1 protein-coding gene is annotated in these 223 nt (G+C 39.5%); it reads left to right on the forward strand.

Annotated features, from left to right (window positions below):
* Positions 1-223, forward strand: a 223-nt coding sequence (locus NLF92_RS13995) for an amino acid--tRNA ligase-related protein (RefSeq protein WP_284700454.1), incomplete at both ends; no start/stop codon positions are given.

Here is a 223-nt window from a genome sequence, read left to right on the forward strand (position 1 = left end):
CATGCCATTATGAAAATCCGTAATGAAATTATTCGTGCTACATATGAGTTTTTCCATCAAGAAGGTTTCGTGAAAGTGGATCCGCCAATCTTAACAGGAAGTGCTCCAGAAGGAACAACAGAGCTGTTTGCTACTAAATATTTTGATGAAGATGCATATCTTTCTCAAAGTGGACAGCTTTACATGGAAGCTGCTGCGATGGCACTCGGAAAAGTATTCTCAT

Source organism: Opacimonas viscosa (assembly GCF_024199005.1).
Lineage (GTDB): Bacteria > Pseudomonadota > Gammaproteobacteria > Enterobacterales > Alteromonadaceae > Opacimonas > Opacimonas viscosa.